The organism is Enterococcus sp. DIV0236, from assembly GCF_050558525.1.
Lineage (GTDB): Bacteria > Bacillota > Bacilli > Lactobacillales > Enterococcaceae > Enterococcus > Enterococcus faecalis.
This window is the reverse complement of the sequence record NZ_CP187891.1, coordinates 1131898-1147080: the sequence shown is the minus strand read 5'-3', so window position 1 is coordinate 1147080 and position 15183 is coordinate 1131898. Positions and strand designations below refer to the sequence as shown.

Here is a 15183-nt window from a genome sequence, read left to right as displayed (position 1 = left end):
CCGCAATCGGTTGCATAATAAGACTTGTAAAAAATAATTTTTGGAGGGTTCAAAAATGAAAGCGAATTGGAAAAAGATTTTAATGGGCGGTATCCTTTTAAGTGCTTCCGCGGTTTTACTTACTGCCTGTGGTGGCGCAGAAAAAACGAAAGCTGAAAATGAAAGCGGTTCAGCAAACAAAGCAGCTGGTGACGTAAAATTATGGGTTGATACTGAATATATGGGCGTCTTTAAAAAAGTTGTCGCCGATTTTGAAAAAGAAAACCCCGATATTAAAGTTAACTTAACTGCTGGAAATTCGGCAGATGCTAAAAAAGACATTGCAAAAGATCCTAAAGCTGCCGCAGATGTTTTCATGATGCCACATGATCAAATTGGTCAAATGGCAGAAGCTGGTCTGATTTACCCTAACACAAAATATGAAAAAGAAGTCAAAGAAAATAATATTGACTCGGCAGTCGCAGGGGTCACTTGGAAAGACAAAGTCTATGCCTACCCTTATGCCGTAGAGTCACAAGTTCTTTATTATAACAAAGATACGTATTCTCCAGAGGAAATCAAAACTTGGAAGTCTTTAACTGAAAAAGGCAAAATCGGTACCAATTTTGGCGAAGATGGCGCAAATTATATCTTCGGTCCTCTATTTATGAGTAACGGCGATTACTTATATGGTGAAAATGGCGAAGATCCAAAAGGTACCAACTTTAACAACCAACAAGGTATAGAAGTATTACAATGGATTGCCGATCAAAAAAATAATCCTGGTGTGATCCAATCAAATACAGAAGCATTGTCTAATCTAGGTTCTGGCAAAACGGATGCCTTCCTTTCTGGCCCTTGGTCTAAAAACGATGTAGAAAAAGCTCTTGGCGACAAAATGGGGGCTGCTGCCTATCCAACCATTGATTTTGGCAATGGAGAAAAACAAATGAAAGCTTTCTTGGGCGTTCGTAGTTTTGCTGTCAACCAACAAACACAAGCACCATTGGCCGCAATGACATTAGCAAACTATTTAACCAGCGAAAAAGCACAAATGACTTACTTTAAAGAAATCGGCTTTGTCCCTTCAAACAAAAAATTACAAACAAACGAAGAAATTACACAAGATACTGTTGCAAAAGCTATCTTAGAAATGGCGCAACCAACCCACTCTGTGGTAATGCCAAAAATCCCAGAAATCGTTTCATTCTGGCCTGCGATGGATGCAGTGATCAATGATACGTACAAAGGCAATATCAAACCTGCGGATTATCAAGCAAAATTAGATAAATTAGTCCAAGACACATCAAAAGAAGCAAAAGAATAAAAAGAGTAAAGAAATGGGACGAGCTTCAATCTGCTGTCCCATTTCCTCTATCTTTTTTATTTAAGTAGAAAGTGAGTGAACGAAGATGTTCAAGAAAAAGAAAGCCCAGACGTCATTTCGAGAGGTCTTTAAAAAAGGCGACTTCGCTACAAAACTATCTTTTTTAGTTATGGGTGCTGCAAACTTCGCCAACAAGCAGTGGTTAAAGGGAATCATCTTTTTAACAGCTGAAATTGGCTTTATCTATTGGTTAATCCGTAATGGTTTCCACGCATTAATGATGCTAGGAACACTAGGGACCCAACAGCAAGGATTAGTATATGATGATTCTTTAGGGATTGAAGTTCTAAAAGAAGGCGATAATTCAATGCTCTTATTATTATTCGGAATTGCAGCAATTTTAGTCTGTTTATCGCTAATCATTTTATATGTAATCAATTTAAAAAGCGCCCGTCACCTATATGAATTAAAGACAGCCGGCAAAAAAATTCCAACAACTATGGATGATTTACGTAGCTTGTTAAACGAACGTTTCCATGCAACTTTAATGACGATCCCCTTACTAGGCGTTCTTTTCTTTACCATCTTGCCGTTGTTGTATATGATTTCAATTGCCTTTACCAACTACGACCATAACCATTTGCCACCGAAAAACCTTTTTACTTGGGTTGGATTGGCAAATCTAGGTAATGTAATCACAGGCGATATGGCTTCAACGTTCTTTCCAGTACTTGGCTGGACCTTGATTTGGGCTGTTTTCGCAACCGCAACTTGTTTCTTTTTTGGAATCATTTTAGCCTTGCTTATCAATACAAAAGGCTTAAAATATAAAGCGTTTTGGCGGACTATTTTTGTTATCACGATGGCCGTACCTCCGTTTGTTTCACTTTTAATTATGCGAAACCTCTTAAATGGTTCCGGACCTATCAATGCTCTGTTGTTAAACTGGGGCTTAATCGATTCTTCTATCCCCTTCTTAACAGATCCGAATTGGGCAAAATTAACCATTATTGTTGTCAATATGTGGATTGGTATTCCTGCTACGATGTTAATCTCTACAGGGATTATCCAAAATCTTCCTGAAGATCAAATCGAAGCAGCTAGAATTGACGGTGCCAATAAATGGCAAATTTTTAAAAGTATTACATTTCCACAAATTCTATTTGTGATGACCCCGGCGCTGATTCAACAGTTTATTGGCAACATCAATAACTTCAATGTCATTTATCTATTAACAGGCGGTGGGCCAGCCAATTCTAACTTCTACGGTGCAGGCTCAACTGACCTTTTAGTTACCTGGCTATACAAATTGACTGTCGATACAATGGATTACAATTTAGCCTCTGTGATTGGTATTTTAATCTTCATTCTCTCCGCAGTCTTCAGTTTAATTGCCTATACACGGACGAATTCATTTAAGGAGGCGTAACTTATGGCTAAAGCAAAAAGTTACCAGAAAAAACAACGCACTGCACTTACCAGCGTTTACATCATTCTAACCATTTTAGCAGTTTTTTGGATGTTCCCTATTGTGTGGATTATCTTAACAAGTTTTCGTGGCGAAGGCGGTGCATTTGTTCCCTATATCATTCCCAAAACATTCACTTTAGAAAACTATAAAGTATTATTAACAAATCAGACTGGCAACTTCCCCTTTGTCCGTTGGTTTTTGAACACCTTGTTCGTTTCCATCGCAAGCTGTCTGTTATCAACTTTCATTACAATCGCAATGGCTTATGCGCTGTCCCGGTTGCGTTTCCGCTTAAGAAAACCATTTTTAAAAGTGGCGCTCGTTTTAAATATGTTCCCTGGTTTTATGAGCATGATTGCCGTTTACTATATTTTAAAAGCCTTAAATTTAACTGAAAGTTTATTCGCTTTAATTCTGGTTTACTCTGCAGGCTCGGCGCTAGGTTTTTACATCGCCAAAGGTTTCTTCGATACCATTCCGATGGCTTTAGACGAATCGGCTATGATTGACGGTGCCAACAAGTGGCAAATTTTCACAAAAATTACGTTGCCCTTGTCGAAACCAATTATTGTCTATACTTCTTTAACCGCCTTCATGGGCCCTTGGATGGATTTTATTTTCGCAAAAGTTATTATGGGTGATAAAGTTGAAAATTACACCGTTGCGATTGGTCTCTTTTCGATGATGACCAAATCAACAGCCAATTCACTATTCATGGCTTTTACAGCTGGATGTGTGCTAATTGCCATTCCAATTACTATTTTATTTATATTAATGCAACGTTTCTATGTAGAAGGCGTGACTTCTGGCTCTGTCAAAGGCTAGAAAAAACATCGTTTGGTTTATAGCCAAACGATGTTTTTTATTTTTTGGCGTTGTTTTCCTTACACGTTTTTCTTCGTAGCGCTTGATAATTGGACAAAATTTTCATGACCGCCAAAAAGTGTTGATTGACCTCTTGATAATCCTCTAAGGAAAGAACACTAAGCGTTTCAGATAGTTGCTGTTTTACTTGATTTTCTTTTTGCTTAAAGAGCTTCTCGCCTTCTTTTGTCGTATAAACATTAACCACGCGACGATTTTCCTGATTATGGCGACGTTGAACAATCGCTCGTTCTTCTAACCTCGCAATAGAGCGACTCACTTGAACTTTCGACGTTCCTACTTGGTTGGCTAACTCTGTCATACTGATTCCTTCATTCGTTGCCACAATTAATAAAATTAACATGTCTAACTTGGTTAATTTTAGATCCTCCAAGTCTAGGTCTTTAAAAAGCAATTGGCTCATATATGAAAAAATTTCAGTAAAGACACTAATATCTAAATTTGATGAATGCTTCTCTTTATCCATATGTTCTCCCTCGTTTCCCACCTAGTGTATACTAAATTCACTTGATTATCAAATGGTAATGATTGATTTTTGTTAACTATTATGTTACGTTATACACTAACTTAAGGTTGTGTTGTTGATAAATTGGAAGAAGGATGCGAAAAATATGCTAGAACTCAAAGAGATAAAAAAATATTATACTGTCGGCGGAACGACCACTAAAGCTTTAGATGGCGTCTCTGTCGCTTTTCGAAAACAAGAATTTGTAGCCATTCTGGGTCCCAGCGGCTCTGGTAAAACGACGATGTTGAATGTGATTGGCGGATTGGACAATTACGATTCTGGTGACTTAATCATTAACGGCAAATCAACAAAAAATTTTAAAGAAGCCGACTGGGATGCTTATCGGAATAACTCAATTGGTTTTATTTTTCAAAGTTACAACTTAATTAGTCATCAAGGGATTTTGGATAATGTCGAGCTTGGTATGACACTGAGTGGTATTTCAAAAGCAGAAAGACGCCAAAAAGCCGAAGATGCACTCATCCGTGTCGGTTTGAAGGACCATATCCATAAAAAACCTTCCCAATTATCTGGCGGTCAAATGCAACGGGTTGCCATTGCTCGCGCTTTAGCTAATGATCCCGATATTTTACTTTGTGATGAACCAACTGGTGCATTGGATTCAGAAACCAGTCTGCAAATTATGGCACTTATCCAAGAACTTTCGAAAGAAAAATTAGTTATTATGGTGACCCACAATCCTGAATTAGCTCACGAATACGCTGATCGAATTATTGAATTTTCAGATGGCCAAATTCGTCATGACTCGCGTCCTCATATTGAACATGAAAAAAAAGAACCTTTCGAATTGAAACGCACCAAAATGAAATTCACGACTGCGCTGCGTTTATCTTTTAATAATATCCGCACTAAAAAAGGGCGAACTTTTTTAACCGCCTTTGCTTCAAGTATCGGAATTATCAGTATTGCGATTGTCCTTTCTCTTTCAACAGGATTCCAGAAACAAATTGATAAAACTCAGTCGGAAACGTTAGCGCAATTTCCGATTACCATTTCTAAAATAGCGACAGATCAAGATCCAGAAAGTTTCAATAATCAGGACAAAAAAGGCACCTTCCCGAAAGAAAAAGAAGTGACTGCTAAAATTAGCGATGCGGACCGTGCGCAACACACGAATTTAATTGATCAAAAGTTTATTGACTATGTCAATCACATTGATCCTGAATTAAGTAATAATATCGGCTATACTCGTCTAGTCAATATGAACTTATTAAGAGAAATCAACGGGAAAGCACAAGCTGTCAAATTTTCAAACGATGCACCCGACGGCCAATCAAACGCGATGGCTTCTATGATGGCTGCCCAAACTGGCGTCGGCGTTTCTGCTTTTCCTAAACAACTAGAAAATGGAAAAAACAATTTCTTAAAAGACAATTACTCGTTGCTTGAAGGAAATTATCCAGAAAAAGAAACCGATGTCGTTTTAATCGTTGATAGTAACAATACCACCAATATTAATGCTTTAAAAAATCTTGGCTTTGACGCGAAAGATAATCAAAAGATTGCCTTTTCAGACATTGTCGGCACAAAAATGAAGTTAGCCAATAATAATGCATTTTACACCAAATTACCGACAGGCAACTTCATTCCTAACCAAGATTTGCAAGCTGTTTACGATAACCCAGAAAATACTGAATTAACAATTTCAGGGATTTTGCGAATTAAAGATTCTTCAACAATGAATCTATTAGCACCTGGAATTGCTTATAGCGATGCACTTTCAACTAATATGATTGCCAAAAACAAAACCTCTGATATTGTTAAAGCGCAAGAAGCCAGCAACACTAACGTTATGACTAACGAAACATTAGATGCTTCCGCGAAAGAAAACCTGTTGTCTTATTTAGGAGCGAATGAAATCCCTTCAAGTATTATGATTTATCCAAACGACTTCAAATCAAAAGATAAAATTCTTGATTATTTAGATGCTTATAACAAAGGAAAAGATAAAAAAGACCAAATCATCTATTCTGATTTAGCTGGAACAATGACCCGCTTAACAGGTGGTTTAATGGATGCCATCACTTATGTGCTGATTGCATTTGCTGGGATTTCCCTTGTTACAAGTATGATTATGATTGGGATTATCACCTATACTTCTGTCATTGAGCGGACCAAAGAAATCGGTATCCTGAAAGCGTTAGGAGCTCGTAAAAAAGATATTACCCGGGTGTTCGATGCCGAAACTGCTATTTTAGGCGTTGCCTCTGGTATTCTTGGTGTTGTGATTGCCTTTCTCGCAACATTTCCGATCAATGCAGTGCTCTATAACCTGACTGATTTAGAAAATGTTGCCACCTTAAATCCAATTCACGGGATTATTTTGATTGTAATTAGCACAATCTTAACCATGATTGGTGGCCATATTCCTGCCCGAATGGCAGCGAAAAAAGATGCGGCAGTTGCTTTACGTGCAGAATAAATAACAAAAAATAATCCTTTAATTTCTCTTAAAGGATTATTTTTTGTTTGTAATTTTTATAAAACCACCGTATACTAAATGATTGTGAATGTTTAATAAAAAGAAACGAGGTAATTTCATGTTAAAAAAACCATTTTTACTATTTTTTTCACTTTTAGGAGCTATTTTTATTTTAGCTAGTTGTGGCATAGGAAAAGATGCTGTCACAGATACTAAGTACAAAGTTAGTTTGCAGCAAGCTGCTGAAATCTATGAAAAAGAAGCTGGCAACAGCAAACCATTAGTAAATGTCCAATTTGATACAGAACCAGCAAGTGACTACAGCTATATCTTTACTAACGATACAGAAACACTTTACGTGAATCCTGAAACAGGAAAAGTCACCAAAAATACTGAAGCAAATCAACTTGGAGAAAACGAGACAGCCTTTTCAGCTGCTGAAGTCAAAGAATTAGGCGCTGTTAACGACGTTTTAGCCAAAGCAAAAAAAGAAGTTGGAGGACTTTCTCCACGTATTTTGACTTGGAAGTTAACCAAAAATAACAATAAACTTGTTTATACAGTAGATGTTAAAACAACTACGGCAGATGAAAAAGTTACCTTAGATGCCAACGAATAAGCACAAGCGTATAACTTATCACGAAATAACCAAATCTTAAAATACTCTTTGGGACAGAACCTACGCATTCGGAAACCTTAACATTTTCCGAAGCCGATCGTTCTGTCCCAATTTCATTCTTTTAAGTAATAATAATTGTTCGTTACCCCTGCTACCGTTATACTTAGTTTAAAAGAAAAGATGGGAGTATCAATTCATGGTTTATACAGTTGATTTTAAAGAAGTAGCCACTATTGGTTTAGAAAGTTCACCAGTGGCACCTGCCCTTGCTGGACTAAGAGCGAATGAAGCTCGCTATTTTTGGAATAAATACAAACATCGCTTTACGACCGTCCCTGCCTCTGAAGCTCCAGAAACATTGGCCTGGATTGAAAAAATTTTATTAGAACGAGAATTACATTTCCCGTACAAGCCACTTGAAATTTCTTCTTTCACTTTAGATGGCATAAAAATGGCCTATGTATTTTATGAAAACGGCTTAGCAGTTAACGTGATGTACACATTAGCTGAGGAAGGCAAACGCGCCGTTGGGTTTAAACTTTCAGATGGTATGGCAATCCCTGCAGAATTTGAAGGAAAATTCAAATTTGCTCGTCAAAAATCAAAATTAGCTGGAACCATTCGCGGCTCTTATTTTGTCATTAAAGGAACCTATTAAAAAAATGCTTTTGCCCTTATTATTAAAGGCAAAAGCATTTTTTTATTTTAATTCTTCAATATAGTTAAATACTTGTTGTCCAGCAATACCGCCTTCACCGACCGCTGTCGTGATTTGACGCAATGTTTTTTCACGGACATCACCAATGGCATAAACACCAGGAATTTTTGTTCTCATTTCTTGGTCTGTTTCAATCCAACCAGCCTCATTCGTAATACCAGCTTTTTTAAATGGTTCTGTTAATGGATCTAGCCCCACGTAAATGAACACGCCGTTTGCTTCAATTTCAGAAACTTCATCTGTTTTGACATTCCGTGCTTTCACACCTGTCACGACCATTTCATTGCCAACAATTTCTTCGACAACTGTATCCCAAACAAAGGAAATCTTTTCATTTGCAAAGGCACGATCTTGAATGATTTTTTGCGCACGCAATTCATCACGACGGTGAACAATCACTACTTCAGAAGCAAATTGCGTTAAATAGATTGCTTCTTCAACTGCAGAATCGCCGCCGCCAACGACTACTAAGCGTTTATTTTTAAAGAAAGCACCATCACAAACGGCACAATAAGAAACACCACGGCCAGCAAATTCTTCTTCGCCTTTTACACCCAATTTTCGGTGTTCACAGCCTGTTGCAATAATTACCGCTTTAGCTTCATAAGATTTGTCATCACAAATCACTTCTTTATAGGATCCGTGGTCTTCAATGCCCATCACAATACCATACGCATTTTCCGTACCAAATTTTTCTACATTTTCATACATTTTATAGGCCAATTCTGGACCCATAATAGAATCAAAGCCTGGGTAATTCTCTACCTCAGCAGTGTTGTTCATTTGCCCACCAGGCGCACCGCGTTCAATCATCAATACAGAAAGATTAGACCGTGATGCATAAAGTGCTGCCGTCATCCCAGCAGGACCGGCACCAATGATAATTACATCATACATTTTATTTCCCCCAAAATTTTAAGTAAGTTTACTTTACTCCTTAAACAATTTCTTGTCTACTTTTCTGCCCTTTTTTGACATTCGGAGTAGGTGTGTCTATTACGTAAGTTATTGTACCACGGTTTTGTGTTTTCTAGGAGGGGGAAAAGAAAAGTTTAAAAATAACGATCACAACGAATCATTGATTTTTAGAAGCCGTTGTACTGCCGCATCAGAGAATTCTTCTTTATCATTTTTTATGCATTCTTGTTGATTTTGCCCTTGTGGAACAAAACGAAATACTGTAAATGATACAGATAACGTATCAGGATTACTAATCCGATGAAGACTATTATGCATCCGAATAAGTTCTCCTTCTGCACAAATTCTTGAAACAATTTGCTGATTTTCTAGCTCTTCTATTTTCACTTTTCCCGACTGCACAAGTAAAACTTCCTCGATTTTGTGATGCTTATGCCAACCTTGCACAGTTTTTCCTGGCAAGCTATTTATATGTATTTCAAACTCTGGAAATAGAAAATAATTTACTTCTGTTCCATCTGGCTTTTTACGAAAGATGGCCTCGTCTCTTGTTAAAATTTCTATGTATTTCTGTAACATGGCAGGCTCCTTTTAACTTTTTTTATAGCCGAAAGCTATTCTTTCAAACTAAGTTTGAAGCTACTTTCTGAAAATTCGAGTTCCTTTAAATATACTTTTATTACCATTTGAAAATCACTTTTTTTAAAACAATTGACTGTTCAGTATCAATCTTCACTAATCCATCTGTTCACCAGAAAAAATATAGTATTTCCGATTATTCACGAACTTATTATTCAACTTCAAAGGAAAATCAGTCAACACACAGCCCACATATCTAACATCAGAAACACTTCTACTTTTCTCAAATACTGCTATGGTATACATTAACCTTACTAGTAACATTATAGCATCAAGTTTTAATCATATGTAGATTTTAAAAAAATTGATAGCACCCTAACAGATGTTTTCGTTGCTCATTTAATTTACATGATTATTTTTTAGATGCTAATTAAATGTTTGTCAGTAACCTGAATTTTTGATATTTTTATCCAGATTACTTATGTCGGTTTATCAGTTGTGCTAACAAAAAATGATTGTTTTTAAAGATAATTTAATTCATAATATATATAGAATGAAAAAAAGGAGGTTTTATTGTTGAAAGTTGCTATTTGTGATGACAATCCAACGTTAACCGAAAAAATAAACACGATGCTATTTAATTATAACCCAAATATATTTGAAACCTATACCTACTACAATCCTCTCAAGTTAGTCAATCAACTTGACCAAGAAAATTTTGACTTTTTTATTTTAGATATAGAAATGAGTGAAATGAGCGGAATAGACTTGGCAAAAAAAATCCGAGAACGTGATATTTTATCACCTATCGTTTTTTTGACGAGTTACAAAGAATACATGGAAGAAGTCTTCCAAGTACAAACTTTTGATTATTTATTGAAACCGCCTACGGAAGATCGGTTGCACCAAGTTTTGGAAAAACTGAGACAACAGCTAGAAAAAAAAGAAATTACTTTGTATTTTCTAGTAACAAAGTTACTTATAAAATACCAACCAAAGATATCATTTATTTCGAAAAAGATAAAAGACAAGTATTGATTCATACAGTTGGAGAAATCTACAAACCCTATATGTCAACGAATCAGATAAACGAACAACTTGATACGAATTTTGTGCAAGTCCACTCTTCTTTCATAATAAATTGCGCTTATATAAAAGAGTTAGGAAAAAATTTCCTATTAATGGATTCTAAAGAAAAATGTATTGAAATACCAATAAGTAGGCGCTTCAAAGCCGCCGCTCATAAAAGTATAGTTATGTCCATGAGAGGAAAGATATAATGCTTGATATAACATTACGAAGCCTAAGTTTGTTAGTTTATTTATTTCTTATCTCTTATTTTTTTTCTAATTGGTCAACAGCTATTAAAAATCATAGAGAATTTTATAATGTCATCTGGATTGTTATAATCATATCAGCCATGGTTACGATTATATTATCCAATGCTTACATACCGAACATTTATTTACCGTATCTTAACTTATTACTAAGTTTCATTTTAACTTACACTATTGCTATGCTACACTCGGTCCCTTATCTCGACTCGGCCGTATGGACAATGACACTTATATCAATAAATTTAATCTGTGAAGTATTGTCGTTACACTTTACGAAAATAATTTTAAATGCAGAATTAACATCCTATGGTAGCCCTACTTTTTTCATAACTTCAATAACAATTACAACTTTGATTGGGGTAGCCTGGATAGTCATACTTAAATTTTCAATAGTTAAAGAAGCAAAGTCTGAATTATCGACAAACTTATCATTTATTGTGATTTTATTACCTATTCCCATACTATCAATAATCATTTTATTTGGGCTTTTAATAGGAAACAACAATGACAAAATTTCTGAGATTACTATTACGATTAGTGTCATATTTTTAAACATCTGTGTAATTTTTCTTTATAAAATCACTATAGAATATCAAAAAAATCAATATAATCTTACTTTGAGAAAAAAATATCGAAGTGGAGTATAGAATTTTAAATGAAATAAAGAGAAACAGAACTAACGTTTTAAAATTAAAACATGATTTGAAGAATCAATACTTAACAATCCTCGGACTTATCGAAAATGAAGAAGTTAATGAAGCTATCGATTATATTAAGAGTAGTTTTGATATTTTAGAACCACCAACAAAAACTTATGCTGCCGATGGAGTATTAAACTACCTATTGAATGAAAAGCTTGCTGAAGCAAGAAAGAATCAAATTAATGTTGATCATCAGATATTTGTCTCTAAAAATATAAAAATTAATAATGACGTTCTAACTATTGTAATTGGAAATATAATTGATAACGCCATACAAGCATCGAAGAGAATCAAGCCGATTGACAGATATGTCAATATAATTATCAAGCAAGTCAATAATGATTTATTTATTGAAGTATCTAATAACTATAATTCTGAAGAAATTTTTACAAGAAAACATAGAAAAAATAAAGGTTTAGGAATGAAAAACATTGATGATCTCTTACAACAATTAGGTGGTATTCAACGTCACTGGACGAAAGAACGTAGATATTTTGTAACTATAGTTATATTTAATGTATACAAAGGAAACAAATGCGGTGATAACTAATCAAGTAAATCACCGCATTTTTTAGTATACTTCCATGTCGCATAATTTATCAGAAAATTTCAAAAATAACCAAACAAGCATCAATCCCATAATCGTTGAAAATAGGAACGTTATAGTTGGAAAATTCATAAGACCCATAGCAGAAAAATTCGAATATATTAGCATTAGTACCACTGACGTTATTATTGAAGCAATTTCCGATTGTTTCCAAATTGAAATTATTTCTGACAATATCAAAATTACGAATAGTAGACTACAACTTGTAACTATGGTAATAAGACCAAGGTAAATTTCAAAAAATAAATTTGAACTATGAAACTTCAAAATTAAGTTAAGCAAAACCTCAGTCACAAATGAAATAAGAAGCGCACTTCCAAAGCTAGATAAGATTATCACGTAAAAAGAACTTGTTTTTTTTACGAGAAGCTCTTTTCGATCAATCGGAAAAAGAAACGTTCTATTCCGGTGATTGCCAACATAAAATCGTACAAGCTCTTTCCTTAGTAATACAGCTCCATAAATTGATATGCCGCACATAGAAACAGTGTTCGATAATGCTATAATTCCTTGAAATGACGAGATCGTATCAGCACTTTCATCAAATATTCCCACAAATGAGAAAAACATAAAAAATAACATTTGGATTACCAGTGTAATTAAGAAAACTTTAAACCAAACATTTTTAATTTTATCTAATTCATATCTATAAACATTCAATTTTGAGTCACTAATCATGTTTTCTCTTTTGTTCATCATAATACTCTTTCAACCCCTCTCTATACTCTTCTCGAATCTCAACCATTGATTTTGGTTCTTGTACATTGCCTTTCTCTATAAATATAACGTCATCAAGAAATGTTTCCATATCTCTCAATATATGACTACTAATTATCAACACTCTATTTTCGGACAAGGTCTTAACATTCTCAATAAATAACTCTACACCATCAGGATCTAAACCGTTAAATGGCTCATCTAATAATACTAATGAAGGGTTGTGAGCTGTAGCAAGACCTAGCAAAAACCTTTGTTTCATTCCTAAAGACATTGTATTAAACTTTCTTTTTTTATTTACATTTAGACCAACATCCATTAATAGAGTCTCTATCATTAACAAATTTTTTAACTTGTAATAAAAAGCATGGTCATTGTATATATCTTCAAGCATAAATCCATTTAAACTATCTGAGTTAACAAAGTTAGTACCCACCTGCAATAATATTTTAGGGTCTGCTATTTCTACTTGCCGATTGTCTATTTTAAGTATTCCACTATCAGGTCTAAGCAAACTACATAGACATTTCATCAAAGTTGTTTTACCTGCACCATTCGGACCAACTAATCCATAAATTTTCCCTACTTCTAAATCTAATTGATCAACCTTTAAATTGAATGTATCACTTACTTTTTTATATAAATTATTTATATTTATTGTTTGCATTTTGCAATTCAGTCCCTTCTTGACAATGAAATAAGTGAAAGTAATGTAGTTAACACGAACCAAAAACAAACTACAATAATATTAGAAACATTAACAGTATTCTGTTCATAAAACAGTGATCTTATCAAATTACTCGATGGAACAAATGGTAAAAATTCAAAAAAGTTCACTAAAGCAGAAGGCAATCTATCTGTTGGATAAGTAATAGGCGAGAATAAAAGTCCACCTATCATAATTATCTGAGTTGCTAATCCTACTACATTAGGTGTTAGCCAATATGCCAAAGCAAAACCTATAGAGATCATACATAATTGAATTAGACTAAGAATAGCTAGGGCCTTCATTGAGAATCTAATTTGGACATCGAATCTTAAATATGCCGCTAAAAATGACATAAACACCCCAGGTAGTGAGGCCATTCCCCAAATTATAAAGTCGGAAATTAATATGTTCAACCGAGAAACTGGCAATGTCCTTTGATAGTCCACAATGCCCTCCTGTTTTGCTGTACTTACTATTTGAGCAGCAAGAACGCACCCTACCGCAATAATCCCAAGAGTAGTTGCTCCAGATGACAGATAGATAGCTGTCTGATTATTCACATCTGGTATTAGAAGTGCTAACCCGTAGACAATTGCTAATGATAGAAATACTTGAGTTAATGTAAAAACAGGCAATAAGTATTTATGTCTTAATAAACTCCACCCTACTAAAGCAAATAATTCCTTAATCATTGATTTTCTTCTATAATTTTTTATCATTTTCATCTATTAACTCTCCATAGGTTTCATTTAAGGATTTTGGGGAAACTTTATAATTTTGAACTTTTCTTTCTATTACTAATTTCATGACCCAGTCAACTGCTTCTAACACTTGACTGTTCTCTAATTCCATTTCTATCATTAATTCCTCATCGTTTATGTTAGTCTGAATTGCACTCGGTACTATTACACTCTTCAAATCACTTAGATTAAGAAAGTTAACAGTCATATAATTTCGATCGTTTATTTTTATAGACTGTTTTTTTAAGTTCTTATCCTCAAGAACCTTTCCATGATTCATTAAAATATATCTATCAGCATATTTTTCAACTTCTAAAATATTGTGTGTGACCACGATGATTATATGCCCCTTATTAGATAATTCTTTCAGATATCTCCATATTTTTTGCCGTCTAATAGGATCCACATCATTAGTAGGTTCGTCAAGGACTATTATTGGAGAAGGATATACAACGGCCATTGCAAATGAAGTGAGCCTTCTAAGTCCGCCTGAAAGTTTCTGTCCTGGTATATCTTTCCATCCATCTATTTTTAATTCTTTTAAAATTTTAATACACTCTTCTTCAGCTATTTTCTGACTGCCTCCTCTTATTCTTATTATTGACTCGACAGATTGAGCCATCGTTATACCTGCCAAGGGAGCATGTAGTTGAGGCATCATAGAGACATATTCTCTTGCAATTTTACTATCTCTCGCAAATGATAGACCATTAAATGTTATAGAGCCCTTTGTTGATTTCGTTATACCTATAATCTGATTCAACATTGTTGTTTTACCAGCGCCGTTATGTCCAGCTATGGCAGTTATTTCACCTTTATTAAAGCGCAAATTTATATTATCATTTGCATAGCTCTCTGATTTCTTGTACTTTTTACTTAGCGAATGTAATTCTAACTGTTGATTCAAAGCAAACCTCCTATATTT

General features: G+C 34.7%; 17 protein-coding genes. 9 read left to right on the top strand and 8 right to left on the bottom strand.

Annotated features, from left to right (window positions below):
* The first annotated feature begins 55 nt into the window (after window positions 1–55).
* From IGK27_RS05695 to IGK27_RS05685, 3 genes are all read left to right on the top strand, one after another.
* On the top strand, window positions 56–1306 hold the full coding sequence (locus tag IGK27_RS05695) for an extracellular solute-binding protein (RefSeq protein ID WP_002382263.1): 1251 nt from the start codon (window positions 56–58) through the stop codon (window positions 1304–1306).
* 85 nt (window positions 1307–1391) lie between these two features.
* Window positions 1392–2735, top strand: coding sequence for a carbohydrate ABC transporter permease (locus IGK27_RS05690; RefSeq protein WP_002357775.1), 1344 nt, complete (start codon window positions 1392–1394; stop codon window positions 2733–2735).
* Between the two features lie 3 nt (window positions 2736–2738).
* A complete protein-coding gene (locus IGK27_RS05685) occupies window positions 2739–3602 on the top strand; it encodes a sugar ABC transporter permease (protein WP_002360454.1) in 864 nt (287 codons plus the stop codon).
* A gap of 37 nt (window positions 3603–3639) precedes the next feature.
* Here the strand turns inward: IGK27_RS05685 and IGK27_RS05680 are convergent, their stop codons facing one another.
* Window positions 3640–4149 (bottom strand): MarR family winged helix-turn-helix transcriptional regulator, encoded by a 510-nt coding sequence (locus IGK27_RS05680; RefSeq protein ID WP_161634192.1) that lies wholly within the window; start codon window positions 4147–4149, stop codon window positions 3640–3642.
* 124 nt (window positions 4150–4273) lie between these two features.
* Here IGK27_RS05680 and IGK27_RS05675 point away from each other — a divergent pair, with 124 nt between their 5' ends.
* From IGK27_RS05675 to IGK27_RS05665, 3 genes are all read left to right on the top strand, one after another.
* Window positions 4274–6613, top strand: coding sequence for an ATP-binding cassette domain-containing protein (locus IGK27_RS05675; RefSeq protein WP_002371231.1), 2340 nt, complete (start codon window positions 4274–4276; stop codon window positions 6611–6613).
* Between the two features lie 118 nt (window positions 6614–6731).
* A complete protein-coding gene (gene camE, locus IGK27_RS05670; protein ID WP_002364291.1) occupies window positions 6732–7232 on the top strand; it encodes a plasmid sex pheromone cAM373 precursor in 501 nt (166 codons plus the stop codon).
* A gap of 196 nt (window positions 7233–7428) precedes the next feature.
* A complete protein-coding gene (locus IGK27_RS05665; protein ID WP_002355960.1) occupies window positions 7429–7890 on the top strand; it encodes a hypothetical protein in 462 nt (153 codons plus the stop codon).
* Between the two features lie 42 nt (window positions 7891–7932).
* Here the strand turns inward: IGK27_RS05665 and trxB are convergent, their stop codons facing one another.
* Window positions 7933–8847: a thioredoxin-disulfide reductase gene (gene trxB / locus IGK27_RS05660; RefSeq protein WP_002357780.1), complete on the bottom strand. Its 915-nt coding sequence runs from the start codon at window positions 8845–8847 to the stop codon at window positions 7933–7935.
* Window positions 8848–9015: 168 nt separating this feature from the next.
* Window positions 9016–9447 carry a cupin domain-containing protein gene (locus tag IGK27_RS05655; RefSeq protein ID WP_033626441.1) on the bottom strand — a complete coding sequence of 144 codons (432 nt, stop codon included), beginning with the start codon at window positions 9445–9447 and terminating at the stop codon, window positions 9016–9018.
* A gap of 576 nt (window positions 9448–10023) precedes the next feature.
* On the opposite strand from IGK27_RS05655, the gene IGK27_RS05650 reads away from it, so the two are divergent.
* Entirely contained in the window at window positions 10024–10485 is a 462-nt protein-coding gene (locus tag IGK27_RS05650; RefSeq protein WP_002397236.1) for a LytR/AlgR family response regulator transcription factor, read from the top strand.
* Window positions 10482–10727, top strand: a complete 246-nt coding sequence (locus IGK27_RS05645; RefSeq protein WP_002397235.1) for a LytTR family DNA-binding domain-containing protein — start codon at window positions 10482–10484, stop codon at window positions 10725–10727. The genes IGK27_RS05650 and IGK27_RS05645 overlap by 4 nt, the downstream gene beginning before the upstream one ends.
* A gap of 361 nt (window positions 10728–11088) precedes the next feature.
* On the opposite strand, the gene IGK27_RS05640 is transcribed toward IGK27_RS05645, so the two are convergent.
* The gene (locus IGK27_RS05640) at window positions 11089–11328 is read right to left on the bottom strand and encodes a hypothetical protein (RefSeq protein WP_154018154.1); all 240 of its coding nucleotides are present in this window, start codon (window positions 11326–11328) and stop codon (window positions 11089–11091) included.
* Window positions 11329–11420: 92 nt separating this feature from the next.
* Between IGK27_RS05640 and IGK27_RS05635 the strand changes: the two genes are divergently transcribed.
* A complete protein-coding gene (locus IGK27_RS05635) occupies window positions 11421–12035 on the top strand; it encodes a sensor histidine kinase (protein WP_002382257.1) in 615 nt (204 codons plus the stop codon).
* Window positions 12036–12056: 21 nt separating this feature from the next.
* Here the strand turns inward: IGK27_RS05635 and IGK27_RS05630 are convergent, their stop codons facing one another.
* The 4 genes from IGK27_RS05630 to IGK27_RS05615 are packed head-to-tail and all read right to left on the bottom strand — an operon-like array spanning window position 12057 to window position 15165.
* The gene (locus IGK27_RS05630) at window positions 12057–12791 is read right to left on the bottom strand and encodes a hypothetical protein (RefSeq protein WP_002382255.1); all 735 of its coding nucleotides are present in this window, start codon (window positions 12789–12791) and stop codon (window positions 12057–12059) included.
* Complete coding sequence (locus IGK27_RS05625) at window positions 12763–13476, bottom strand: ATP-binding cassette domain-containing protein (RefSeq protein WP_002378341.1); 714 nt, start codon at window positions 13474–13476, stop codon at window positions 12763–12765. The genes IGK27_RS05630 and IGK27_RS05625 overlap by 29 nt, the downstream gene beginning before the upstream one ends.
* A gap of 8 nt (window positions 13477–13484) precedes the next feature.
* Window positions 13485–14243, bottom strand: coding sequence for an ABC transporter permease (locus IGK27_RS05620; RefSeq protein ID WP_002382254.1), 759 nt, complete (start codon window positions 14241–14243; stop codon window positions 13485–13487).
* Window positions 14221–15165 carry an ABC transporter ATP-binding protein gene (locus IGK27_RS05615; protein WP_002419797.1) on the bottom strand — a complete coding sequence of 315 codons (945 nt, stop codon included), beginning with the start codon at window positions 15163–15165 and terminating at the stop codon, window positions 14221–14223. Before IGK27_RS05615 ends, IGK27_RS05620 begins: the two co-directional genes overlap by 23 nt.
* Window positions 15166–15183: the final 18 nt, after the last annotated feature.

Excerpts from the sequence above, each read along its gene's own strand:
- IGK27_RS05695 (WP_002382263.1), top strand. The coding sequence starts at position 56 with ATGAAAGCGAATTGGAAAAAGATTTTAATGGGCGGTATCCTTTTAAGT.
- IGK27_RS05690 (WP_002357775.1), top strand. The coding sequence starts at position 1,392 with ATGTTCAAGAAAAAGAAAGCCCAGACGTCATTTCGAGAGGTCTTTAAA.
- IGK27_RS05685 (WP_002360454.1), top strand. The coding sequence starts at position 2,739 with ATGGCTAAAGCAAAAAGTTACCAGAAAAAACAACGCACTGCACTTACC.
- IGK27_RS05675 (WP_002371231.1), top strand. The coding sequence starts at position 4,274 with ATGCTAGAACTCAAAGAGATAAAAAAATATTATACTGTCGGCGGAACG.
- camE (WP_002364291.1), top strand. The coding sequence starts at position 6,732 with ATGTTAAAAAAACCATTTTTACTATTTTTTTCACTTTTAGGAGCTATT.
- IGK27_RS05665 (WP_002355960.1), top strand. The coding sequence starts at position 7,429 with ATGGTTTATACAGTTGATTTTAAAGAAGTAGCCACTATTGGTTTAGAA.
- trxB (WP_002357780.1), bottom strand. The coding sequence starts at position 8,847 with ATGTATGATGTAATTATCATTGGTGCCGGTCCTGCTGGGATGACGGCA.
- IGK27_RS05655 (WP_033626441.1), bottom strand. The coding sequence starts at position 9,447 with ATGTTACAGAAATACATAGAAATTTTAACAAGAGACGAGGCCATCTTT.
- IGK27_RS05640 (WP_154018154.1), bottom strand. The coding sequence starts at position 11,328 with ATGACACTAATCGTAATAGTAATCTCAGAAATTTTGTCATTGTTGTTT.
- IGK27_RS05630 (WP_002382255.1), bottom strand. The coding sequence starts at position 12,791 with ATGATGAACAAAAGAGAAAACATGATTAGTGACTCAAAATTGAATGTT.
- IGK27_RS05625 (WP_002378341.1), bottom strand. The coding sequence starts at position 13,476 with ATGCAAACAATAAATATAAATAATTTATATAAAAAAGTAAGTGATACA.
- IGK27_RS05620 (WP_002382254.1), bottom strand. The coding sequence starts at position 14,243 with ATGAAAATGATAAAAAATTATAGAAGAAAATCAATGATTAAGGAATTA.